Source organism: Streptomyces sp. NPDC001508 (assembly GCF_040298665.1).
In the GTDB taxonomy this organism is placed as follows: domain Bacteria; phylum Actinomycetota; class Actinomycetes; order Streptomycetales; family Streptomycetaceae; genus Streptomyces.
Genome location: NZ_JBEPAP010000001.1, coordinates 102,584 through 124,704 on the forward strand (window position 1 = coordinate 102,584; position 22,121 = coordinate 124,704).

A 22,121-nucleotide genomic window follows, 5' to 3' on the forward strand; every position below is an offset into this window, starting at 1 on the left:
TTGGTGGATGATTAGTCGGTGTTGACGGCGAAGGCGATGCCGCGTACGAACTGCCGTTGGGTGGCGAGGAACGCGAGGAGGAGGGGCAGTACGGCCAGGGTTGCCGTCGCCATCTGTCCCCCGTAGTTGCTGAAACCCTCACTGTTGGCGTAGGTGGCGACCGCGTAGGGCACCGTGGCCGCCTTGTCGGTCTGCAGCATGACCGAGGGCCAGAACAGGTCGTTCCAGTGGGAGACCACGCTGAACACGCCCAGGGCCACGAGTGCGGGGCGGACGTTGGGGAGTGCGACGCGCCAGACCAGTGCGATCGGGCCGACTCCGTCGAGGCGGGCCGCGTCGAACAGGCTCTGTGGAATGGTGAGGACGAACTGGCGGAAGAGGAAGACGGCGAACGCCGAGCCGGTGAACGGTACGACGAGGGCGGCCAGAGTGTCGGTCCAGTGCAGCCGGGACAGCAGCACATAGTTGGGCAGCGCGATGACCTGTTCCGGCACCACCAGGCAGGCCACTACCAGCAGCATCGCCACTTTTTTGCCGGCGAACTCGCGACGGGCGAGGGCGAACCCGGCGGGCAGCCCGAGCACGACCTGCCCCAGGAAGATCAGTGCGGTCATCACAGCCGTGTTGATGTACAGGTGCAGCCACGGCTGCTGCGCCCACACCGTGGTGAAGTTCGCCACCGTGAACCCGGACAACCCATTACGGAAGGAACCACCGCCGGCGGTGAACGCGGTCTTGAGCATGACCGCGAACGGCAGCAGCATCACAAACCCACCGACCGCGAGCAACAGATGCCGGGCGAGTTGGCCGATCAGCCGGCGGGAGCGCATCGTCATCGGGTGCCCGCCGTTTCCCAGCGGCGCCCGATGCCCAGCTGTATGAGAGTGGTGCCGAGCAGGATGATCAGCAGAACCAGGTTGACCACGGAGCTGCGGCCGATGTCGAGGAACTCGATGCCGCGCCGCCACAGCAGTACCGACAGGGTCTGCGAGCTGTTGAGTGGGCCGCCGTTGGTCATCACCCGGATCTGGTCGAACACGCGCAGCGCGTCGCGGACGGCCAGTACCAGGGTGAAGACGGTGGCGGGGCCCAGCGCCGGCCAGGTGACCGTCCAGAACCGGCGCCACGCCCCGGCCCCGTCGAGGGTGGCGGCCTCGTGCAGATGCGCGGGTACCGCCGACAGGCCGGCAAGGAAGAGGATGACGGCGCTGCCCATGCCTGCCCAACTGCCGACGACGGCCACCGCGGGCAGTGCGAGGGTCGTGGAGTCCAGCCAGTTCCGCAGCCCGAACCAGTGGCCCACGGTGGCGTCGATCAGGCCGCTGCCGGGGTAGAACAGGAAGTGCCACACCACCGACATCGCGGTGAGTGTCGCGGCTACGGGGAGGAAGTACACACTGCGCCAGAACCCCGCGCCGCGGGACAACCCGTGGATGAGCAAGGCAACCACGAGCCCACCACCGATCGTGACGGGCACCGTGATCACGGTGTATTCGATCGTGTTCGCGGTGGCCTGCCACAACTCGTGACTGGGCAGCTCCCGCTGGAAGTTGCGCAGGCCGACGAACTGGAACGCCTGCGTGAACGGGTTGTAGTCGAACAGGGCCAGCACGAGCACCAGCAGCACCGGCACCAGCACGAACACACCCATCAGCAGGATGACCGGGCCGGTCAGTACCCAGCTGAGGGCATGATCGCGTCGTGCCTGCTTCGGTCTTTTCATGCCGGGAACGCTAAGGAGGCCGAGCGCCCCGTGTCGCGACTTTCAGGTTAACGGGAGTGGAACGTTCTACTGATGCGCGAAAGTTCAGGAATTCTGTTCCCACGGTCGGCCGGGGCAACGTATGGTCACTCTCGTGACAGCGAAGATGACCTACATGCCCTCCTCCACTACCGGCGAGAGCCTTGCGATGCCGGACAACGCCCCGGTGGCGCTGCCTTCGGAGGTGCCGTCGTAGTGGCCCTGCACACAGGTCAGTCCATCGGGTGGATCGGAACCGGTGTGATGGGCGCCCCCATGGTGCGGAATCTGTTGGCCGCTGGGTTCGAGGTCACTGTATTCAACCGGACACGTTCCAAGCTACAGCCGCTTATCGAAGCGGGGGCGCTCCCGGCGGACGACATCGCTGAACTTTCCGCGACGTCCGATGTCGTCTGCACGATGCTCCCGGATTTGGAGTCGGTGCGTGAGGTCGTGGAAAGCGACGCGGGAGTGGCAAGGTCGCTGCGGCCGAACTCACTGTTCATTGACTTCAGCACCATCCACCCGAGCATGTCGCGCCGGGTGTCCCGGACCATCTCACGCGGAGCATCCACTGCGCTCGACGCACCTGTCTCCGGCGGCGAGATCGGAGCGATCAATGGCACGCTGTCCATCATGGCCGGTGGTGAGGACCGGGGTTTCGCGTCCGCGCAGGCGGTCTTCGCGGCCGTCGGCTCACACGCAACCCATGTCGGCCCCGCCGGATCCGGACAACTGGTCAAAGCGGCCAACCAGATTCTTGTGGGAGGCACGATCGGGTTGCTCTCCGAGGCGCTGATACTGCTTGAGCACCACAACGTCTCTGCTGCGCAAGCCCTCGATGCGCTCGCGGGAGGGCTGGCCGGCAGTCGAGTGTTGGACCTCAAGGGCCCGACCATGGTGAGGGAATCCTTCGATCCTGGGTTTCGGATCGCTCTGCACCACAAAGACATGCAGATCGCGCTGGAATCTCTGCAGGAAGCTCACATCTCTGCCACGCTCACCGCGACAACAGCTCAGCTGTTCGCCGACGCTGTCGGCGCCGGTGACGGTCAGTTGGACCATGCCGCAATCATACGAACCGTCCGCCGATCCGCCGTCCCCGAAAAGACGGCGAACCTCGCCGATGACGCGGGCGAATCTATCGAGGGAAGGGAGCCGATGTGCTTCAGGAGCTGACCGACGGCGAGTTCATCGCACGTGTGCAGGCTTCGCGAACGCTGATCGGGCCCACCGACAGACGCATTATCGACGCCATCGTGCAGGATCCGAAAGCGGTGGTCGAGGGCACTGTGAGCGATCTGGCGAAACGGGCCGGAGCCGCGCAGTCCTCCGTGATCCGCGCCTGTCACAGCCTGGGATATGGCGGCTTCCAAGAGATGAAGCTGACCGTCACCCGAGACCTGGCGAGGCGGGAAGTAACCGCGAACGAGAATCCCGAATTAACTTTCAACGGGGACCTCACCAGCGATACACCGCCGACAGAGATCATCCGAGCAATCGCCGTGAAAAGCGCCGAAACGGTGCGCACGATCCCCGACACCGTGTCCCCAGAAGCGTTCTCTGCGGCGCTCGACGCTCTCCAGCAGGCGACGCGCATTGTCGTCGTCGGGAACGGTACGTCCGCCGGCTCCGCACGAGACGCCTCCTATCGCCTGGCCATGCTCGGGCGGACGGTGAGTGCCCCCAGCGACTCAAGGACCCAACAACTGCACTCGCACCACCTGTCGCAGGGAACGGTCTGTCTCGTCATCAGCCACGCGGGTTCCACCCGGGAGACCCTCAATGCCGCAACGGCGGCAAAGGACTCGGGGGCAACTGTTGTCGCACTCACCAGCTTCCGCGCTTCACCGTTGACGGACATCGCATCGATCGTGCTTGTGGCAGGTGGGTTCGATTACGGATTCCGCCTGGAGGTGATGGCCAGCCGGCTGGCCCACCTCGCTGTCATCGATGCGCTCTTCGTCGGGCTGGCACTGAGAGAGCCTGAACAATCCGCGCTCGCGCTGGAAGCGGTGGCAGACATCGGTGCACGTGCGAAGTTGTGAGTCGCGCTCACATACGGTGCGGGCAGCCGGCAAGGCCAACCTGTGCTTCTTCGATCGAGCCGGCAGGAACGTCGTACCCCTGGAAGGTTTGACAGCCCGTCAGCAGCTCGCCCCTGGCTCTTGCGAGGGGCACTTGCTCGATCTCAATCCCACTAGCCGAAGTATGAGGTGTCGATGAAAGACGGAAATATCCATCAAAGCTCCGACAAGGTGCGTCCTGGGTTGCTGGTAGCCGACCTCGTCGGTACCACCATTGCCGATCCTGTGGAATCCGCGATCAACGAGGCGCTCGTCCACGTCGGCTCCAGCCGGGTGGATCCGCAAAAACTGGCACCGCTACGCGGCGGCCTGAAGAAGCGCGATGTGTTCGCCGCACTGCTCGGTGACGATGAGGACAAGGTCGAAAGCGCCTATCGCCACTTCGACCGGGCCGTGCTCGACGCCATCGAGTCGGGCCGGGTCTCCCCCATTCCGCACGCCGAGAACACGCTGCGAACATTGGCCGAGGCCGGCGTCACCATCGCCTTCACCACCGGCCTGACGCGGCGGCAGTGCCCTCAGATCATCGAAGCCCTCGGGTGGACCGACCTCGTCGACTGCGTGATCTCAGCCGAGGACACCAGACGCGGTCGCCCCTACCCCGACATGATCTTTGAAGCCATCGTACGGACCGGAACACGTTCGGTTCGAGAGACCGCTGTCGTAGGGGACACCACCAACGACCTCTGGGCAGGCGACAACGCCGGGGTCGCCGCCAACATCGGTGTCCTGACCGGGGCGCACAGCAGTGACCAGCTACGAGCGGCGCCACACCACACCCTCCTTGAGAGCGTCGCCCAACTCCCCGAATTCCTGCGGCTGTAGACCACAGGTCCCGAACCGCCCTCTCAGGGCATCCGAAAGCGCGCACACCGCGTACCACGAATGATCGCAGCCGAACAAAGGACCCCCGGCTGCCCATACCGAATTGACTGGGAAGGGAGATTGTCGGATGTGTTGCGAAGAAGAGCACATGCCACCCGTTGTCGCGGAGATGCTGGCCGGCTACCGGGCGCTTTGTGCGGAGCGTGGGCACGACTGGGGCGACGAGCGGGAAGGCGCCCTGGCGAAGGCGTTGAGGGCGTTGCTGAGCTGGTGCAACCAGGAGAGGGGGACGGCCGCCCGGAGAATGGCCTATGGGCTGAAGGCACCGGGGGTGAATCCCACCGCTGTTGTCGAGGCCATGGTCGACGCGTTGCCCGATCCACTGCCGGTGGGCCTTGCGGTGGTGCACAGCGGGGGCGTGCGGCTGCGGACGCCTGTGCCGTTCGCGACGGTGCGCCAACCGGTCCCGTATCAAGTTTTCGTGCTGGGTGAGCATGACACACCGCTGGCCCTGGTCGATGCGGTGGCGGGTGCCGGTCAGCCGGAGATTCGAGGGGAGGGACACCGCTTCCGGGCGGTGGAACCGGCGGCGAGTGGAACGTTGCGCCTGGTGTCGGATGCGGTGTCGCGGTGGCGGGTGTGGGATGAGCGCGGCGGCGCATGGTTTCCCGACGGAGTCCTGCGCAAGTACGACTATCACGGTCGCCCGTTCTTCCACGGTGATGACCTCACCGTCGAGGTCCCTGTCGGCAGGGCGGTGGTCGAGGTCGGGCGCGGAGGCGAGTTCCTACCGTCGCGAGTCGAGATCGACGTCGTGGCCGGGGCGGAGGAGGTCGTGGAGATCGCACCGGTGCGGCTCTACGACGCGGCGGCGCGCGGCTGGTACGGCGGAGATCTGCACGTCCACATGAACTACTCCGGTGACCTGGTGTGCGCGCCGTCGGACGCGGCGCGGATGCAACAGGGTGAAGGCCTGCACCTGATGAATCTGGTCGCCGCGAACTCGACGACAGCGTTGATCTATGACCGGGAGGCGTTCGAGCACTTCACCGGCCAGGACCTGCCCTGGTCCGATCAGGACGTCGTGGCCCGGTGGGGTATCGAGTACCGCAACAACATGCTGGGGCATTTCACCGCGCTGAACCTGGCCGCACCCCCGGTGCGCTACCAGAGCGGGCATCCACGCTCCGACGAGCCACAGGACTGGCCGCCGAACGCGGTCGCCGCGGCGGAATGCCGCAACCTGGGTGCCACGGTCAGCTACGCCCACCCCGTGCACGCATCGCTCGACGAAAACGGCTTCCCGACCGAGGAAGTCTTCGCCGAGCAGCACGCCCACCATTTCCCACATGCCCGTGAACTGGTGGCAGACGCCGCCCTCGGACTGGTCGACTCGATGGACCTCACCGGGAACCACACCATCTGGGGCCCGGAGGCCGCCGAACAGCTCTATCACCGACTGCTGAGCTGTGGTCTGCGGCTGGCGGCGACGGCGGGCACGGACACATTTCTGTCCCACTCCCGTGACGGGGTCGCATCGAATCCGCCCGGCTGGTCGCGGGCCTACGCTCACCTCGGCGACACACCCCTGTCCGTTGAAGCGTGGCAGAACGCCGTGCGCGCCGGCCGGACCTTCGCCACGAACGGTCCATGGCTGGAACTCGACGCCGCCGGCCAGGGGTTGGGTGACACCGTGAGCCTGGACGAGCCGCGGCAGCTGTCGGTCACGGCCCGCGTCACAGGTGTCGGGGTGGAACGGCTGGAGATTGTCGGGTCCACCGGGGTCCTGGCCGCCATCGACACCACACCCGACGCCGGCACGACCGAACTCGTGGCGAACCTGGACATCGCCGAGCCGACATGGATCGCGGCGGTGGCACGCGGTGGCAGCCATCCCGCGGTCCTCGGCCCCCAGGTGTATGCCCACACCAGCCCGATCTGGATCGACGTCGCAGGGCACACGGTCGCACAGGCCGTGGACGCCGCATGGTGCCTGGACTGGCTGGACCGCCTCGAAACCCTCACCCGGAAGGCCGGTAACTTCCCCCACCCCGATCAACTCCACGAACTCGTGGAGTTGATCGACCAAGCCCGTGCCTTCTACCGAGACATCACCGATCGCAAGGCTGATCGGCCATGAACCCCAGCGGTGGATTGCTGGACCGGGCGGTAAAGATCTTTGGGCCTGCCGGTGCCGAGAACATTGAGCAGGGGCCCGGAGTTCGGTGGGCGGCGGCTTCGTCGACCGTGCCCGCCAGTGGCGTTGCGGGGTGGCCCGAGGCGTCGGCCCGCCATGAACGGCCCGTAGTGCCCGGGCCGGCAGACCGGCCGGAGCCAGCGGGGCGGTGGAGTGCCCCCTCTTGGGGCCGTGAGTTTCTCGACGCCATGGACGGCGTGGACGCCATGGACGCCATCACAGCCGAGCACAGTCTGGAGGTTTTCGTGCCCGAGCCCCATCACCCTTGTACTCTCGTCGCACTCGGCAGGAACGGCACCACACCGCCGACCACGCATTCGAGAGCGCACTCCACCATCGGCTCACCCGCCTTGGAGCCACGTTCCCGGACAAGTGCACACTCAGCTGCGATCGGGGCACTGGCACGTTATCCGACGGTGCGGCCCTCTATACCTGACGAGGTGACACGTGCCTGGTGATCTCAGCGTGACATGGCCATCCGCGGAACTGCGAGTGCATGCCGGTGCGGAGCGGCTGGCGTGTGTGGGTGGCCGTGAGGTCCTGGCCTACTTCCAGCCCGGTTCCGCAGGTCGCCCGCTGATCGTGTTGCTCCCAGGAGGCGGACACCTCGCCCGCGTCTTCTACGGTCATCCCAGTGCCGACGGGACCGAGTTCCTTGCGCACGCGTTGGGAGCGAAGGGGTTTCCGGTACTTGCGCTGTCCTACCCATGCTCGAACGAGGTGTTCCCGGAGGCTCACCCAGAGCTGACAATCGGCGAATGGGGACAGGCAGCGGCCGCGGTCACCGCGCGGGTGGTAGCGGAGCAGCGGCTTGGCAACCACGTAGTCCTGTGCGCTTGGAGCATGGGCGGACGGGCCGTGCATCCGTTCACCACAGCTGCCCGGGGGCTCGGCCTTGAGGTGGACTGTTTCATCGCGATGGCGGCGGCAGCACCGATGCTGGCCCGTGGGCCGTTTCCCGACGGTGTCGCGTCGCTCACCGCTGAGGGACTGTGGGACTGCGGCGCCTACGGTGTCTCCGGCGAGACCCTGTACCGGAACTTCTACCGCCAGGCCATCGACCCCGAGGAAGGCGGGGGGCCGATCATGACTGAGCAGGAATACCGTCGCTACTACTGCGGTCTGCACGCGCTCGGTCTGCGGGGCGAGTTGCAGATCTTCGACGGCACCTCGAGCGTGACCAGCGTCGACAACTACGAAACAGCCAGTGGCCACGGGCGATGGGAGGAGTTCCCGGTGTGCGCGGCCATCGCGCCGACGAGCCGCCACGATCCGAACTCCCTCACCAACCACGTGCGCTGGCCCCTGGTAACCCTGGAAAAACTCGCCCGAACCATCTCAGCGGCGGAATCGGCGGCCGACCGCTGGCCCGAAATCCTGCGACTCGCCCACCAGACACCCGAGATCCTCACCCGTACCGTCCCGGGGAACCACTTCTTCTTCCTCGGCCGCCGAGGCGCACACGCAACGGCCGAAGCCATCACCGAACTCATCACCGCGACCGGCGATCTATGGCGCCGCGCCACCGGTCGGAGCGCCTGATGTGAACAGACGGATCTGCCAACTTGGCGTGGTCGGGCAGCCGGTCGACAGCCACTCGGCGGCGCGCTCGAATCGGCGATGGCGGCGGTGGCGGTGGTGGCGGATCAGGGTCTCGGTGATCTCGTCACGTGACGATCCGGAAGCCGAAGGCCGGCCCGCTGCGTGGCTCGGCGGTTCAGGGCAACGATGACCTGACGTCGCTGCGCCCGCAGGAGGGGCAGGCTCGTACGGCCTCGTCCGCAGTGGTCAGGTGCACCCGCCGGGTGACGACACGGCGGGCCCCCTCAGCCACACCTTGTTCAACTCCGAAGGCCCTGGATGACGAGGGAATTTACGGTCCCCCCGGTTCGAGCCGGATCTGTCGGGAACCATCGCGCGGTGGCTGCTGGCGCGGCATCAGATCGTGGTGGCAAAGCTGTGGGACGAGCGTCTGACGCACCGGCGGCTGTACGGCGAGCAGCGGTGGATGAGGAGACCGAGCGCGGGGTGCCCCGTGCTCCGGGCGGCGTTGCCGAAGACCGTGGCCGCGCACCGGCTGACGCGGTGCATCACCTTCCACCACCGCACCATCGAGGCACGAGCGTTCGCCGAGGCGCTGAGCCGGGTGGTGACGCGTCTGCACGCGCAGGACCCGGAGCGGCATCCGAAGTCGGTGCGGACGAACTGGCTCTTACAACCTGCTCGGACCGGAACACACCAACTGGAAGGCCGGACACTCAGCGGCCGTGGCCTACCGGGATCGAACACCGAAGCCGGGATGAAACACCCGGAGAAAACGGCCTCTATGGAAGCGTCACAGCCGCCTCACGACACTCGCTGCCGTCCCGTCGAGAACGGTCGCGGGTGGGCGCGTCTGTCAGGGGGCCGGTCCCGTCCTGTCCTTCGGGCTGGATCGGTGCGTCACCGGTGCTCTTCGCTCCGCGGGTCTCAAGCCATGGGCTGTGCTCACGTCGGCGATGTGTTCCAGCAGGTGCACGACTTGGAGCAGGTTTCCGGCCTGTCGGCGGGCTCGGGCCCGGGCGGGTTCCCCGTGGCGGACCGCGAGTCTGCGACGGGCCTCGGCCAGGGTCCGGTAGGCAGCGCGCCGAGCCGTATGCCGTTCCGCGGACGGACCGAGGCGCAGGAGATGGTCGAGGTACGCGGTGAGGGTGTGAGCAGCATGATTGACCCAGTCGCGGTCGCTGCGCCGGCTGCTGCTCGTCCACGGCAGATGGCCGGCCACCACGCAGATGCCCACGCCTGCCAGGGTGTCGATGAGACGTTCCCCCATGAGGTGCGCCGCGGGGACGCCGGACATGTGCAGCAGGACGAAGACCACCGGTGCCACGACCGTCGTCAGCATGCCGTAGCTCAGCGCCGCTGACAGCGGCACGAGAGCCGTCGCGGTGACGGCGGCCACGGCCAGGCCCAGACGGTCGTGCACCAGGCTCAGGAGCAGGGCTGCCAGGAGGATGCCGACCACCGTGCCGAGTGTGCGGTGCATGCCCCGGACGAGTACCGACCCGGCATCCGGCTTGACCACGAGGGCGACCGTCAACAGCAGCCAGTAGCCGCGGTCAGGGTGCAGCAGTTCGGCCGCCGGCGTGGCCAGCCCCGCGCACAGGGCGACGCGTAGTCCGTAGGTGAGAGCCACGCGCCGCAGGCGGGCGGCGCGGGCGGCCCGAAACCAAAGGAGCCTGCCGGTGGGCTTGCGGTCCCGTGCCGGCCGGCGCATGTGTCTTCGGTGCGTGGCGCCCACGCGCAGACGGTGATCCGCTGTGGTGTACGCGCTGGCCAGCCGGCCCAGAAGCGGGCTGTCTCCGGCCAGGTGATGAAGGTCGTGCGAAGTCGCCCGACCGCTTCGACGCCCCATGCCCCGACGGTGTCCGCTGGAGCGAAGGCGCCGCGCGATGTCCGACGCGGCCGCCGCAAACGGGCCGGGGACCGCCTCCTGGGACCCGGCCAGTGCGGCTGCCGCCTCCGACGCGGTGAGCAGGTCGTCGAGCAGCGCCGCGGGCCGGCAGCGCGGGCAGGCGGGATCCGCGGCCCCAGCCGGTCCGCGGACGGCGTGTGTCGCGCCGGGCAGACTCCTCTCCACCGCGTCGAGCGCATCAGTGGCCGCGCGTCGGGCGGAGGCCGCACGGGGAGTGCCGACGGCACGGAGAAGATCTGCCTGGGCCGCGTAGGCGCGGGCAAGGGTGCGGTGCACGGGCCGATGCCATCCTCGTACGGACGGTGCGAGGGCGAGCAGAAGCACGGGAGCGGCGCCGCACAGGAAGAAGATCGCGGGCTGCCACCAGGGGGCCGTGTGACCGGGAAGACCCTGGCCCAGGGCGGTCATGACGAGGATCTGCAACCCGGCCGCGGACGCCGTGGGTCCCTTGGCGCTGATCATGCCGGCGATCAGCGCGACACCGACGGTGGTCACCAGGGCGACGGTCGGCACGGCATCGCGCAGGTGGGACCCGACGGTGATCCCGGCCGCCCCGCCGAACGCGGGCCAGGCGATGTGCCGCGTGCGGTCACGGTAGGCGCGCTCGGTGTCGTTCGCGGAGGCGTACAGGCTCCCGACGGCCAGGGGGATCGCGGCCTGCGGCAGTTCGATGAGAAGACCGGTGACCAGGGCCATGGCCATGGCGAGCGCCGCCCGCAGGGTGGGTCCCCACGGAATCGGGACGGGGCGCGGGAGTATGAGGTGGGTGAACCACTCGGCGGCGCCCCGAAGGGCCGTGCGCGGTAGGCGGACAGGGGTGATCACACAGTCTCCAGGTGGGGAGGGCGTCTGGGCGGCTCCCCTTGTCGGGGGAGCCGCACAGACGCCGGGGCACCGGTCATGGGTTCCGTGGTGGACCGGTCGCCCGTCTTCGGGCCCGCTCTCAGCGGGCCGACCAGCCGCCGTCGATGACGAGGTCCGTGCCGGTCATGGATGCCGCCTGGGGTCCGCACAGGAAGGCCACCGCCTCGGCCACCTCTTCCGGCTCGACGAGGCGCTTCAGGGCGGCGGACTCCAGCATCACCGAGTCCAGGACCTCGGCTTCGGTGATGTGGTGCGCGCGCGCCTGATCGGCGATCTGCCGGTCCACCAACGGGGTGCGGACATAGCCGGGGTTGACGCAGTTGGAGGTGACGCCGTGCGGGCCGCCCTCCAGGGCGACGACCTTCGACAGGCCCTCAAGTCCGTGCTTGGCCGCCACATACGCGCCCTTGAACTCGGAGGCCCGCAGCCCGTGCACCGATGAGATGTTGACGATACGGCCCCACTTCTGCGCGTACATGGACGGCAGGGTCTTGCGGATGATCCGGAAGGGCGCCTCCAGCATGATGCGCAGCATCAGCGAGAACCGGGCAGGGTCGAACTCGTGCAGGGGCGCGACCTGTTGGATGCCCGCGCAGTTGACGACGATGTCGGCCTGGGGAATCAGTGCGTCGAGCGCGTCGAGGTCGGACAGATCCGCCGCGATCGCCTCGCCGCCGGTTACCCGCGCAACTTCGCGTACGGCCTCCTCGTTGCGGTCGAGTCCGATGACATGGGCGCCGGAGCCCGCGAGCCGTACGGCGGTGGCCCGGCCGATGCCGCTGCCCGCGCCGGTGACGAGGGCGCGGCGGCCGGTGAGGTCGGGGTGATTGCTCACCTGAGTGCCTTTCGATGAGGTCGGGAGGGGTCGGTTGGACGGCAGCCGTGTCGGCACGGACACCGTAGGCTACGCAAGGTAGTCGTGCGCGACCTCGACGCTCGGGAGGGTGAGGTCGGTGAGTATGTGCGTGGCCTTGACGACCTCCAGCACGGGCAGATCGGCCAGCGGGGCGAGCGCGTGCTCGAACAGTTGCAGGCGTGCCGGTCCCGTCCAGGCGCCCCTGATGGTCAGTTCGGTGATCTGCGAGCGCACCAGTTCGCAGATCCGCGGCGTGCCGTCGTATCCGGGGAGGACCTTCAGCATGTACGTGGGCGCGGCTATCTCCGCCCTCGCCTCCTCCTCGCTGAGCGTGCCGTGCTTGAAGCCCATGGTCGCGGTCGCCACGCGAAGGGTTCCGTACTCCAGCGTGCCGACCAACGTGTCGGAGTCCGTGTACAGGCGTGGCTTGCCCAGTTTCTTCGGATAGGCGCTCGCCTCGCGTCCCAGGGAGATCGCGGGCACGTTGTCCAGGTACATGGAATGCAGGTAGTCCGCCGGTTCGCCCTCGTACCTCACTCGCAGGACCTGCCCGGACTCGGTGTAGTCCCCCAGACCGCTGCTGTCGGGCATACGGATCACCTCGAAGCGCACCAGGGGCTCCTCGACCTGCAGCGGTTCGGGAACCAGCGCGCGCAGGGCGTCGGGGTCGGTACGGTAGGTGATGTTCAGGTACTCCCGGCCGACGAACCGGTAGGGGCCACGCGGGTAGGCCGGCCCGTTCGCCGGAGTGGACGGAATGCCGAGGATGCTGCCGATGTCCATGAGATCGCCTGTTCGTGCGGCGCGGTGATGTCTGCTGCCGGGCGGTCTCGCGCCGCGGGCCGTCCGACTTGCTCGCTTCGACGCTAGACGGGTGACGGCCGCCGACGGAAATACACAACAGCCGGGTTTTATACACTTGGCGCATGAATGCCGAGCTGCGGGACCTGCGCTGGTTCCTGGTCCTCGCGGAGGAGGAGCACTTCTCCCGCGCCGCCGACAGGTGCCACACCACCCAACCCACGCTCACGCGTTCCCTGGGCCGTCTGGAATCGGCGCTGGGCGTGCGCCTGGTCGACCGCACCACCCGCAGGGTGAGCCTGACGGAGGCCGGCCATCGCCTTCATACGGAAATGGCCGCCCTGCTCCCCCGGCTGGACTCCGCCCTGCGGTCGGTCGGCGCCCATCCGGTGCTGCGCCTGGGCTTCACCTGGCTGCTGCCCAGCGGCCTGGCGCGGCATCTCATCACCGAGTTCGAGCAGCAGGCCGGCGGAAGACTCGAACTCGTCCGGCGTGACGAACGCACGGCAGGTGTCACCGGCGGACACACCGACGCGGCCGTGATCTACGGCAGGCCCTCCTCGGACAGCCGGCTGCGCATCGTCGAACTCGGCACCGAGGACCGCGTGGCAGCCGTCGGCCTCCGTCACCCCCTCGCCCGCCGCAGACGCCTGCACTGGGCGGAACTGGCCGATCACGCGCTCGTGGTCAACCAGCAGAGCGGCACGGTCACTCCCGCCCTGTGGCCGCCCGGCGCGCGCCCCGAGGCGGCCGTCAGCTGCCGCACGTACGACGAGTGGATCGCGATGGTCGCCGCCGACCGCGGCGTCGGGGTCCTCCCCCGAGCCGCACGCGACCATCCCCACCCCGGAGTCCGTTACATCACCATCGCCGACGCTCCGCCCGTCCCGCTGGTCCTGGTCCGACCTGCCCGGACGCCGCATCCCCTCGCCGATCACCTGGAGCGCATCGCGCTTGAGGCGGCCCGGCACCCCGACCGGTCCCGGCGCCGGCCGAGCCGCCGGTAGGCCGTCGGTGCCACCGGCCCGAGCACCCCATGGTGGTGACGACACGGCAGGACATCGGCGCCCTCGCACGCCTGCCCGGCGGGGCCACCGCGACCACCCACAGGTCAGGGCGGCGAGTGCCCCGTGCGGTGGCCGGGCGCCGCACGTGTCACAGCAGCGCCGCTCCGACCACGACCGCCGCCACTCCGAGGAGCAGCGCCACGATGCCGAAGGTGATGTCGAGTGCGCGGGAACGGTCTTCGGCCGCGAGGTTCGGGGTGAAGACGGCGGGGTCGTCGGGGTCGTAGTGGATCGTGACGTCCCTGCCGTAGGACTTGCTGGGGTCGGGCAGTTCGTCGGCGCAGTAGGCGGTGACGGGCGTGCCCTCGTGGGTGGTGAAGGCGATGACCGGCGTGTGGCTGGTGTAGGTGTCGCCGTCGCTGTCGGTGCTGGTGTCCGTGAGCACGGCGATGACACGGCCCCGAACGGGGGGTTGGGAGTTGAGCGCGTCGACACGGCGGCTCACGGCGCGTGCGCTCTGGGGCAGGTACCACACGCCGGACAGGGTCCAGGGCCCGCCGAAGCCGATCAGGGCCCACGGCCAGCCCCAGTCGATCGATGCGAAGACCACCAGTCCGACGTAGATCAGGAAGATGGCGAAGTTCGGCCACCCGAGCCCGCGCCGGCCTGCCCGGAGGTCGTCGGTGAACCGGTAGGCATGCGGTCTCCCGCGCGGGTAGCGGACACCGATCTCCCGGCCCGTCCAGGCCGCCGTGATCCTCTCCCCGTGGTCACGGTCGCTCGTCACGGTGAACTCCTCACCGGTGAGCGGGTCCTGGAAGGAGACGACCACGGGTATCCCGTCCCGCTGCGAGCTTCCGTGCCTGGGTTCCCGCACCTGCTCGATCCGCCCCATGACCCGGACGGCCCGCTGGGCCGCGGTCAGCCCGGCCAGCGACCGGGCGTACCCGACCAGCGCGACGGTGCCGAACGCCCCGCACCACAGCGCCAGATATCCCTGCAGACCCATGTGTCTTCCTTTTCCTCAGTGAGATGCGGCCGACGCGGCATCCGTCAGTGCGCCGGGGTGCGCCGCACCACCTTGCCGTGCCCGTCCGCCTCCAGCGAGGCCGTTCCCTCGGTACCCGTCACACCGACCCTGACGATGAGGGAGCCGGTGAGGCGTTCGACGGTGAGCTGCCAGGTCTGCGGCGAACCGACGCCCAGGCCGGCCCTCGCCTCCTCGACCAGGGCGGGGAAGCGGTCGTACGGCAGGGAATCCGGGTCGAACGTCGGGGCCTGCGAGCCGGTGGGCGCGTACACGACCGACAGCAGCCGATCCTGTACGACGACGGTGAGCGCCGCGCCCGCGTCCACGCCCTCGGTGAGCGAGCCGACTGCCTTGCGCAGCTCGCCCTTGTCGAGGAACGACTGGTTCGGGCCGAGGGTGACCGTGCCGGAGGCCGACGACACCACCGTGGTCGACGTAGAGGAAGTGACGGAAGTCGACGGCGACGCGGAGGACGGCGACTGTGCGGAGGCGCCCCCGTCGAACAGGTCGGCGCGGAACAGCAGGACCACACCGGCCGCGGCGAGCAGCAGGGCGAGCAGCCTGACGTAGCCGACGGCACGGCCCTCGGAGGGCTCGCTCACCAGGACCGGCCCCGGCGCCGAGTCGAGGCGGGCACCGGCCACCCGCTCCTCCCACTCCGGCGTCGGCCGTTTCACGATCCTCACCCGCCACGGCCGGTCCGGCGGGTACTGGACCACCACGACGCCGCCCGGCCGGTAGTCGGGCAAGTCCGCGAGGTTGATGTCCTCTGTGAACGCGACGCGGTACGCCGGTATGCCGTCCGGCGCGACCGTCAGATCGAAGCGCACCGCCACGTCGCTGGTCGCCTCGCCCCCGACGGCCTCCACGCTCTCGACCTTCGCGAGCGCCGTACAAGGCGCGATCGCCGCCTTGCGGGCCCGCCTCGGCACACCCGCGAGGAAGAAGACCAGGCCGTAGACCACGGGCAGACCCAGTCCGGTGACGAACAGCGGCACGCTCTCGATGATGCCGCCGACGACGAGAGCGGCCAGCGACGCCCCGATCACACCACCCGTCAGAAGTCCCCGGGCGAGGACGACGAGTGTGTTCTGTGCGGGGGGCGCAGCGCCCTTGGTGATCGTCATATGGGTGATTGTGTCGGGCTCGGGGGACGATCGGTAGATCTCCAAGCGTGTGCCTCCGGGGCTGCTGGGAACGACCCCCTACGGGGAATGGGCGGCCCCGCGCCGGGTGTCCGAGCCCGGTGCGCCGGCAGGGGCCGTCCCCGCGGAAGGTCTCGGGTCGGGCGGCAGTCCGCGTTCGGGCTGGTCGGGGCTGGGACAGAGCCGCATCCAGGGCCCTTGATCCCGGCCTCATTTGAGGCCCGAGTGGGCCAGGCCCTCGACGAACTGGCGCTGGGCGATGACGAAGACGACCAGGACCGGCAGGACGGTCATGGTTGCGGCCGCCAGTTGGGTGTTCCACATATCGCCTCCGTAGGCGTCGGTGTACCGGGTGAGGGCCTGCGGCAGCGTGAACAGTTTTGGCGAGGTGAGGTAGACGGTGGGTTCGAGGTAGAGGTTCCACGAGGTGAGGAAGGTCAGGATCGCGACCGCGGACAACGCCGGCTTGGCCAGCGGCAGGAAGATCCGCCACCAGATCGCGGGGCGGCCGAGGCCGTCCAGCCGGCCCGCCTCCTCCAGCTCGGCCGGAAGGGCGATGAAGAACTGCCGCATGATGAAGGTGGCCAGGACGCACGGTCCGGCCAGCGCGGTGACCAGGATCAGCGGCCAGTGCGTGTTGATCATCCCGGCTCGTTTGAACATCTGGAACAAGGGCACGATCGTCACCTCGCTGGGCACCAGGAGGCCGGCCAGCACCACCAGGAACAGGCCGTTCGCGCCGGGGAAGCGGATCCGGGCGAAGGCGTATCCGGCGAGGCCGGAGACCAGCAGGGTGATCAGGGTGACCAGGACGGCGATGTACACGCTGTTCGCGTACTGCCGGGCGAACGGCTGGAAGCCGAACGCCTCGGTGTACGCGGACAGCGTGGGGTCGGCGGTCCACAGTGACGGCGGGGCCTTGAATATCTCGGGCAGCGGCTTCACCGAAGCCGCCACCATCCAGATGGTCGGCACCACGAACGGGATCGCCAGGACGCCGAGCGCCGTCACCAGGAGGGCTCGCCGCAGGACGGATCTCGGCCTACTGCTCATGGAACACCCACTTCCGGCGCAGCTGCCACTGCAGCAGGGTCAGCAGCATGACGAAGGACAGCAGCATCAGGGCCAGCGTCGAGCCGTAGCCGATGTGGTTGAACTCGAAGGCTTGCTGGAAGACGTAGTACACGAGCACCGTGGTGCTCAACTCCGGTCCGCCACTGGTCAGTACGGCGATCTGCGCGAACGACTGCAATGCTCCGACGACGGTGATGATCGCGGTCAGCAGCACCGTGGGAGAGATGAGCGGCAGGGTGATCCGGGTGAAGGTCACCCAGCTCCCCGCGCCGTCGATCCGGGCGGCTTCATACAGGTGTGCCGGCACGCCCTGCAAGGCGGCCAGGAAGAGCACCATGTTGACGCCGACGCTGCGGATCACCTGCGTGATGATCACCGACAGCATCGCGGTGTCGCCGTGCTGGAGCCAGTTCGGCCCCTCGATGCCGATCACGCCGAGAAGACCGTTGACGCCGCCGTTGTCCTGGAGCAGGAAGCCCCAGACCAGGGTCCACGCCACCACGGAGACGACGACCGGGGAGAAGAACAGGGTGCGGAAGAACGTCGCGCCGCGAAACCGCCGGTTCAGGAGTACGGCGAGCAGCAGGCCGAGGCTGATGTTCAAGGCCACGACCCCGCCGCAGAAGACGGCGGTCGCCCCCAGCACCGACGGCAGTTGCGGGTCGTCGGCCAGGGCCGCGTAGTTGTCGGCGCCGACGAAGGTCTGCTCGCCGGTGAAGACGTTCCAGTCGTTCAGGCTGTACCAGATCGCGAGGCCGACCGGGATCAGCACGAACAGCACGACCCCGGCGAGCTGCGGCGCGATGAACAGATAGCCGGCGAGCACATCTCTGCGCCGGGTCGACCAGAACGGCGGTCCAAGGGTGTCCCGGGCCCTTGTCGGCGCCCGGGAAGCGTCCGGTGTCCTTGTGGGGGTCTTCGTGAGGCCGGTCATGGTCACTTGGCCAGGATCGGTTCGATCGCGGTGCAGACCGACTTCAGCACGGCGGGGACGTCGGCGTCGGCCTTCCACATCGCGTCCAGTGCGGTCTTGCCCCTCTGGGCGATCTCGGCCGGACTGGTGTGGTTGGGCAGGGTGACGGCGTTCGGCAGCTGGTCGACCACGGCTTCCTGGAGCTGAGCGGCGGTCAGCACCTTGTTGTCGGCGGCGAGTTCCGCGCCGGTGAGCAGCGACTTGCGCGGCGGCGGGAAGAACTGCGCCAGCTTCTGCGAGTTCGCCGGGTTCGTCAGGTAGGCGAGGAAGTCCGTGGCCTGGGTCTTGTGCTTGCCGGCGGCCAGAACGCCCACGCCGGCCTGGCCGATGACGGAGTACCGGCCGGCCGGGCCCGCCGGCAGCGGGTACAGCGCGTACGTGAACTGGCCGGTGAGCAGCGAGGCGCGGGAGACCTGAGCCACGGTGAAGGCGGCGTCACCGGCGAAGAAGTCAGCGGTCGTACCGGGGCCGGGCATGGCCTTGGTCTTGAACGCGGCGTCGTGCAGGAAGGTGAACGCCTGCCGCATCTCGGGGCTGTCGAAGGTACAGGTCCTGCCGTCCGGGCTCCACGCGGCGGCGCCGAAGCCGGTCCACACCGTGGCCAGCATGTTCCACGACTTGTAGTCGAAGTCCCGGACGACGAAACCGGCCTTTTTGGTGTCCGCGTGGACGGCCGCGCCCGCGGCGGCGACCTGGTCCCAGGTCAGGGTCTTCGGGTCGATCTTCTGCCCGGCCTTCGCCAGCAGATCGGTGTTCACGTACAGCGCGAACGGCGAGGTCGAGAACGGGTAGGCGTACAGCGTGCCGTCCCGGCTGAACTCCTTGGTCGCGCTGCCCTCCAGGTCGTCGTACCGCCAGCCGTCGGTCGCCTGCAGTGTGTCGGTCAGGCCGACCAGCGCGTCGGAGGCGATCAGGTCCGCCGACAGATCGCCCATCCAGGCCAGGTCGGGAGCGTTGCCGCCGGCGATCTGCGTGGTCAGGGTGGTGTTGTAGTCGTCGAAGGGCAGGCTCTCGAACGTGATCGAGGAGACCTCGGGGTGCTTGGCACGGTAGGCGGCGGCGATCGTGTCGAACAGTTCGAGCTGGTCCTGGTTCGAGGTCCAGACCGTCATCCGGAGCTTGACGTCCGTGGCGTTCGTCGCCCCGGACCCGTCGGTGGATGCGCCGCAGGCGGCCGTCAGCGCCAGCGCCGTCGTCAGCGCCACCGCGCCGAACAGCTTTCTTGCTCTGTCCATGGTGTGGGTCTTTCCTGCTCTCGGCGCGCGCTGCGCCTTCGGGTGGGCTAATAGCCGGCGATGTGCGGCCAGTGGAGTTCGATCCCGGCCGCGGCCAGCCTGTCCTGGAGTCGGTCGACGAGGGCTTCGTCGGTCGCGATCTGCCGCGGGCTCAGGCCGAGTTCGAGGCAGTACGCGACGAGCTCCCCAGCCGATTCACCGACGTTCCACTCGACCGGATGCAGCCGGTAGGCGCCGTTGGTGATGTGGGTGGTACCGATGTTCTTGGCGGCCGGCACCAGGTTCTGGGTGGTCACCGGGACCAGCGCGCCGAGCGGTATCTCGAACGGCGCGCATTCGACGTCGATGTAGTTGTCGCCACCGGTGGAGGGATGCAGATCGATCCGGTACATCCCCACCCCGACCGAGCCGTCGAACCGGGCCGGTCCGGCGTCCCCGCGGGCCTTGACCGAGATGTCCTGCTCGCGCACGGTGGTGAGCGCCTTGATCCGCCGGGACTCGCGGATGTACGGCGCCTGTGCGAATCCGTCGGCAGTGCCGACCAGGTCACCGCGCGGCCGCAGTCCGGGCCAGCCGCGGCCACCGTCCGGGCGAGGCGCTTCGGTCTGCAGCCAGTACAGGTAGGCGCGGGACTGCGCCTTCGCGGCGGCCAGGTGCAGCTGCCGGTCGTCGGTGTCGATGATCGAGCCGCCGACGTAGTCCAGTTGCGGCCAGTTGGCCAGCACGATGTCACTGTCGTAGAAGCCCTCTGCGAAGTTCTGCCGGGCGGCGATCCGCCGGAACTGCCACAGATCCTGGTCGCCGGCGTCGAATCGGGGGTCCCCCGTGGTGTCGTCGGCCGGGTTGACGTTCATGGTGCGTTCCTCCGGCACGAGGGTCCGGGGGTTGGGCGCGGTGAAGGACAGCATCGGCGCACCCCAGTAGGGCAGTTCGAACGAGCGCCAGAAGTCGTAGTCGTCCGGCCTGGCGATGGTGTGGTCGCCCGCGACGTGATCGAAGACGAAACACCACGCGATCGACTGCACATTGCCCGGATCGGCGACCTCGGGAGCGCTCGGCTCGCCGGTGTCGGACCGCCCCTCGGTCCCGACGACGTACTCGGTTCCGGTCAGCGGCAGCAGCTCGCCGGTCTCGGTTCCGTCCAGGACGTACTCGGCGGTGATCACCGTCTCGGCCCCGGTGCGCGGGTCCTCGACGGTGACGGTACGGACCGTCGCGTCCCCCACCTCGGCCGCGACGGGCACCGCGGGGTGCAGGACGGTGAGCCGCCCGGTCGACCGGTATGGCGCCAGCAAGGAGGTGATCACCGCTTCGGCCACCCGCGGTTCATGGCACAGCCTGCTCACCCGGCCACGACCCGGGTTGAGTTCCCGGTCGGCGCGCGCGGCGGCGGTCAGCGGGTAGTGATCGCGGTAGTAGCGGCGGATGTCCTTGCGCAACGCGCGGTAGCGCGCGGTGATGCCGAACTGCTCCACCCAGAGGTGCTCGTCGGGCGGAACGGCCTGCGAGGTGAGCTGCCCGCCGAGCCAGGCGTACTCCTCGGTCATCACCACGCGGCGGCCATGGTGCAGCAGTGCCAGCGCCGCGGCGACGGAGCCGAGTCCGCCGCCGATGATCGCCACCTCGGCTGTGATCCTGTCGCTCAAGACGGCGACTCCGTTCGCGTGACGATCGTGTCCCCCGGCTCGACCTCGGCGACCAGCAGCCGCTCCCGGTCCAGACCGGCCCACTCCTGCGGGGCCGTGGTGATCAGGAGTTGGAGGAGGTCGAGTGCCTCGGCCGCCAGCTGTTGTCTGGGGACGTGGAAGCCGGCCAGCGTCCGGCCCTCCACGCGATGGCCGCGCACCTCCCCGAGAGCGGCGAGCGAGATCTCGTCCGGTACGGCGACCTGGGCGCCGAACAGCGCGTGCGCGACATCCTCCGCCAGGAACGCGTCCTCCGCGATGATCAAGGTGGCTCCGGTCGCCCGCGCCAGCCGGGGCAGGTCAGCGGTTCTCTCCTCACCGACCAGCAGGAAAGCCAGCCTGCCCGCCGCCGAGGCGGCCTCGACGGCATCGCGCCGGTCCCGGGCGGTCGGGGTGTCGCGGCCGCGGTGGACGTACAGCGCCTGCTGGTGCCCGTCGGCCGCCGCCTGATCGATCAGCGCGGTGGTCGGGGTGGTGTAGTCGATCGCCACGCACGGCACCGCGGCGGCGGTCTCGTCCCGGCGGCCGATCGCGACGAACGGGAACTGCTCGGCGACCAGCCGCTCCAGCTCGGAGGCGACCATCTGCTGACCGAGCAGAACGCAGCCGTCGGTCAGCCGCAGCCGGGTCTTGCGGTGGAAGAGGCTGCGCGTGCCGTTCTCGACCGGCGAGGAGGTGAAGAACAGCAGGTCCCAGCCGATCTGCTCGGCGGCTCGCTCTATCCCGTTCAGCAGCGGACCGTAGAAGTCCATGCTCTCGGGGGACAACGCGGCCTCGTAGGTGAAGACGCCGATGATCTGGTTGTCCAGACCGGCGAGCCGGCGGGCCGCGGGGTCCGCGACATAGGAGAGCCGCTCGATGGCCTGCTTGACCCGCGCCCGGGTGGCCTCGGGGACCCGCACGTTCGAGTCGTCGCGGTCGTTCAACACCACCGACACCGTGGTCTGACTGACGCCCGCCAGCTCTGCGATCTCGCGTTGCGTGACACGGCGAGGTCTCGGCGACATCGCTCCTCCATCGTGATAATGCCTAACTTCATCTTGCTGGCGACGACCGTAACGCACGAAGGACCGCCAGAACAAGCATGTGTTGACACCGAAGTAGTGGCCTGGAAACGTGTCGTTCACCCAATTGAAGATAGGTATTA

At 68.6% G+C, this 22,121-nt stretch carries 18 protein-coding genes; 6 read left to right on the forward strand and 12 right to left on the reverse strand.

Annotation, left to right across the window (positions count from 1 at the left end; all coding sequences use genetic code 11):
• Positions 1-11: 11 nt before the first annotated feature.
• The gene (locus ABT245_RS00415) at positions 12-836 is read right to left on the reverse strand and encodes a carbohydrate ABC transporter permease (RefSeq protein ID WP_351727222.1); all 825 of its coding nucleotides are present in this window, start codon (positions 834-836) and stop codon (positions 12-14) included.
• Positions 833-1,723, reverse strand: a complete 891-nt coding sequence (locus ABT245_RS00420) for a carbohydrate ABC transporter permease (RefSeq protein ID WP_351727223.1) — start codon at positions 1,721-1,723, stop codon at positions 833-835. The genes ABT245_RS00415 and ABT245_RS00420 overlap by 4 nt, the downstream gene beginning before the upstream one ends.
• 234 nt (positions 1,724-1,957) lie before the next feature.
• Here ABT245_RS00420 and ABT245_RS00425 point away from each other — a divergent pair, with 234 nt between their 5' ends.
• From ABT245_RS00425 to ABT245_RS00445, 5 genes are all read left to right on the forward strand, one after another.
• Positions 1,958-2,920 carry an NAD(P)-dependent oxidoreductase gene (locus ABT245_RS00425; RefSeq protein ID WP_351727225.1) on the forward strand — a complete coding sequence of 321 codons (963 nt, stop codon included), beginning with the start codon at positions 1,958-1,960 and terminating at the stop codon, positions 2,918-2,920.
• Complete coding sequence (locus ABT245_RS00430) at positions 2,905-3,789, forward strand: MurR/RpiR family transcriptional regulator (protein WP_351727226.1); 885 nt, start codon at positions 2,905-2,907, stop codon at positions 3,787-3,789. The genes ABT245_RS00425 and ABT245_RS00430 overlap by 16 nt, the downstream gene beginning before the upstream one ends.
• 174 nt (positions 3,790-3,963) lie before the next feature.
• Positions 3,964-4,653 (forward strand): HAD hydrolase-like protein, encoded by a 690-nt coding sequence (locus ABT245_RS00435; RefSeq protein WP_351727748.1) that lies wholly within the window; start codon positions 3,964-3,966, stop codon positions 4,651-4,653.
• A gap of 148 nt (positions 4,654-4,801) precedes the next feature.
• Complete coding sequence (locus tag ABT245_RS00440) at positions 4,802-6,793, forward strand: CehA/McbA family metallohydrolase (protein ID WP_351727227.1); 1,992 nt, start codon at positions 4,802-4,804, stop codon at positions 6,791-6,793.
• 723 nt (positions 6,794-7,516) lie between these two features.
• Positions 7,517-8,392, forward strand: a complete 876-nt coding sequence (locus ABT245_RS00445; RefSeq protein ID WP_351727228.1) for a hypothetical protein — start codon at positions 7,517-7,519, stop codon at positions 8,390-8,392.
• 856 nt (positions 8,393-9,248) lie between these two features.
• On the opposite strand, the gene ABT245_RS00450 is transcribed toward ABT245_RS00445, so the two are convergent.
• The 3 genes from ABT245_RS00450 to ABT245_RS00460 all read right to left on the reverse strand — a co-directional run bounded on the left by ABT245_RS00450 (position 9,249) and on the right by ABT245_RS00460 (position 12,807).
• Positions 9,249-11,129: an FUSC family protein gene (locus tag ABT245_RS00450; RefSeq protein WP_351727230.1), complete on the reverse strand. Its 1,881-nt coding sequence runs from the start codon at positions 11,127-11,129 to the stop codon at positions 9,249-9,251.
• Between the two features lie 118 nt (positions 11,130-11,247).
• The gene (locus ABT245_RS00455) at positions 11,248-12,003 is read right to left on the reverse strand and encodes a 3-hydroxybutyrate dehydrogenase (protein ID WP_351727232.1); all 756 of its coding nucleotides are present in this window, start codon (positions 12,001-12,003) and stop codon (positions 11,248-11,250) included.
• A gap of 69 nt (positions 12,004-12,072) precedes the next feature.
• A complete protein-coding gene (locus ABT245_RS00460; protein WP_351727233.1) occupies positions 12,073-12,807 on the reverse strand; it encodes an acetoacetate decarboxylase in 735 nt (244 codons plus the stop codon).
• 143 nt (positions 12,808-12,950) lie between these two features.
• Here ABT245_RS00460 and ABT245_RS00465 point away from each other — a divergent pair, with 143 nt between their 5' ends.
• Complete coding sequence (locus ABT245_RS00465; protein ID WP_351727235.1) at positions 12,951-13,832, forward strand: LysR family transcriptional regulator; 882 nt, start codon at positions 12,951-12,953, stop codon at positions 13,830-13,832.
• Positions 13,833-13,980: 148 nt separating this feature from the next.
• On the opposite strand, the gene ABT245_RS00470 is transcribed toward ABT245_RS00465, so the two are convergent.
• The 7 genes from ABT245_RS00470 to ABT245_RS00500 all read right to left on the reverse strand — a co-directional run bounded on the left by ABT245_RS00470 (position 13,981) and on the right by ABT245_RS00500 (position 21,981).
• Positions 13,981-14,841 (reverse strand): DUF3592 domain-containing protein, encoded by an 861-nt coding sequence (locus tag ABT245_RS00470; RefSeq protein WP_351727236.1) that lies wholly within the window; start codon positions 14,839-14,841, stop codon positions 13,981-13,983.
• A 44-nt stretch (positions 14,842-14,885) separates the two neighbouring features.
• Positions 14,886-15,989: a hypothetical protein gene (locus ABT245_RS00475; RefSeq protein WP_351727237.1), complete on the reverse strand. Its 1,104-nt coding sequence runs from the start codon at positions 15,987-15,989 to the stop codon at positions 14,886-14,888.
• A 228-nt stretch (positions 15,990-16,217) separates the two neighbouring features.
• A complete protein-coding gene (locus ABT245_RS00480; protein WP_351727239.1) occupies positions 16,218-17,060 on the reverse strand; it encodes a carbohydrate ABC transporter permease in 843 nt (280 codons plus the stop codon).
• Complete coding sequence (locus ABT245_RS00485) at positions 17,050-18,015, reverse strand: carbohydrate ABC transporter permease (protein ID WP_502982056.1); 966 nt, start codon at positions 18,013-18,015, stop codon at positions 17,050-17,052. The genes ABT245_RS00480 and ABT245_RS00485 overlap by 11 nt, the downstream gene beginning before the upstream one ends.
• 2 nt (positions 18,016-18,017) lie before the next feature.
• Positions 18,018-19,289 (reverse strand): ABC transporter substrate-binding protein, encoded by a 1,272-nt coding sequence (locus tag ABT245_RS00490; protein ID WP_351727241.1) that lies wholly within the window; start codon positions 19,287-19,289, stop codon positions 18,018-18,020.
• A 47-nt stretch (positions 19,290-19,336) separates the two neighbouring features.
• Entirely contained in the window at positions 19,337-20,935 is a 1,599-nt protein-coding gene (locus ABT245_RS00495) for an FAD-dependent oxidoreductase (RefSeq protein WP_351727242.1), read from the reverse strand.
• Complete coding sequence (locus ABT245_RS00500; RefSeq protein WP_351727243.1) at positions 20,932-21,981, reverse strand: LacI family DNA-binding transcriptional regulator; 1,050 nt, start codon at positions 21,979-21,981, stop codon at positions 20,932-20,934. The genes ABT245_RS00495 and ABT245_RS00500 overlap by 4 nt, the downstream gene beginning before the upstream one ends.
• Positions 21,982-22,121: the final 140 nt, after the last annotated feature.

Bases quoted from the DNA above. Each gene is read 5' to 3' on its own strand.
- ABT245_RS00500 (WP_351727243.1), bottom strand. From the start codon at position 21,981: ATGTCGCCGAGACCTCGCCGTGTCACGCAACGCGAGATCGCAGAGCTG.
- ABT245_RS00465 (WP_351727235.1), top strand. From the start codon at position 12,951: ATGAATGCCGAGCTGCGGGACCTGCGCTGGTTCCTGGTCCTCGCGGAG.
- ABT245_RS00435 (WP_351727748.1), top strand. From the start codon at position 3,964: ATGAAAGACGGAAATATCCATCAAAGCTCCGACAAGGTGCGTCCTGGG.
- ABT245_RS00490 (WP_351727241.1), bottom strand. From the start codon at position 19,289: ATGGACAGAGCAAGAAAGCTGTTCGGCGCGGTGGCGCTGACGACGGCG.
- ABT245_RS00440 (WP_351727227.1), top strand. From the start codon at position 4,802: ATGCCACCCGTTGTCGCGGAGATGCTGGCCGGCTACCGGGCGCTTTGT.
- ABT245_RS00480 (WP_351727239.1), bottom strand. From the start codon at position 17,060: ATGAGCAGTAGGCCGAGATCCGTCCTGCGGCGAGCCCTCCTGGTGACG.
- ABT245_RS00415 (WP_351727222.1), bottom strand. From the start codon at position 836: ATGACGATGCGCTCCCGCCGGCTGATCGGCCAACTCGCCCGGCATCTG.
- ABT245_RS00475 (WP_351727237.1), bottom strand. From the start codon at position 15,989: ATGACGATCACCAAGGGCGCTGCGCCCCCCGCACAGAACACACTCGTC.
- ABT245_RS00420 (WP_351727223.1), bottom strand. From the start codon at position 1,723: ATGAAAAGACCGAAGCAGGCACGACGCGATCATGCCCTCAGCTGGGTA.
- ABT245_RS00470 (WP_351727236.1), bottom strand. From the start codon at position 14,841: ATGGGTCTGCAGGGATATCTGGCGCTGTGGTGCGGGGCGTTCGGCACC.
- ABT245_RS00460 (WP_351727233.1), bottom strand. From the start codon at position 12,807: ATGGACATCGGCAGCATCCTCGGCATTCCGTCCACTCCGGCGAACGGG.
- ABT245_RS00485 (WP_502982056.1), bottom strand. From the start codon at position 18,015: ATGACCGGCCTCACGAAGACCCCCACAAGGACACCGGACGCTTCCCGG.